The sequence below is a fragment of the Candidatus Frankia alpina genome (assembly GCF_902806485.1).
Classification (GTDB): Bacteria; Actinomycetota; Actinomycetes; order Frankiales; family Frankiaceae; genus Frankia; species Frankia alpina.
This window is the reverse complement of record NZ_CADCWT010000618.1, coordinates 1-332: the sequence shown is the minus strand read 5'-3', so window position 1 is coordinate 332 and position 332 is coordinate 1. Positions and strand designations below refer to the sequence as shown.

General features: G+C 71.4%; 1 protein-coding gene. It reads right to left on the bottom strand.

What is annotated here, in order from left to right; translation table 11 throughout:
• A partial coding sequence (locus G6R25_RS24735; RefSeq protein WP_205447482.1) for a P-loop NTPase family protein occupies positions 1-296 on the bottom strand: 296 nt, incomplete at its 3' end.
• Between the last annotated feature and the right edge of the window lie 36 nt (positions 297-332).

Below are 332 nucleotides of genomic sequence, written 5' to 3'. Positions count from 1 at the left end.
GGGCCGTCCCACCGGCTGAGCCGGCGGCGCTTCAGCTCGATGGCCCGGCGGGTCATCTCCGCGTGGACCTCATCGATCGTCAGGTCGATCTCGGCTGGGGTGACGGCCACTCGGCAGATGCCGTCCCAGAGGGTGGCTTCCTCGCCTTTGCCGTCGACGAACACCAGGTCGCCGCGCAGGTGGGCGGTGGCCATCAGCGGCCGGGCCGCCCAGGACTTCCCCGACCCGGACGCCCCGGAGATCAGCATCCGTTCGTCGAACGCCACCAGCACCTCCTCACCGGTCTCGGTATCCACCCCCACCGACATCGCGGCGGGGTCCGCAGGGATCCG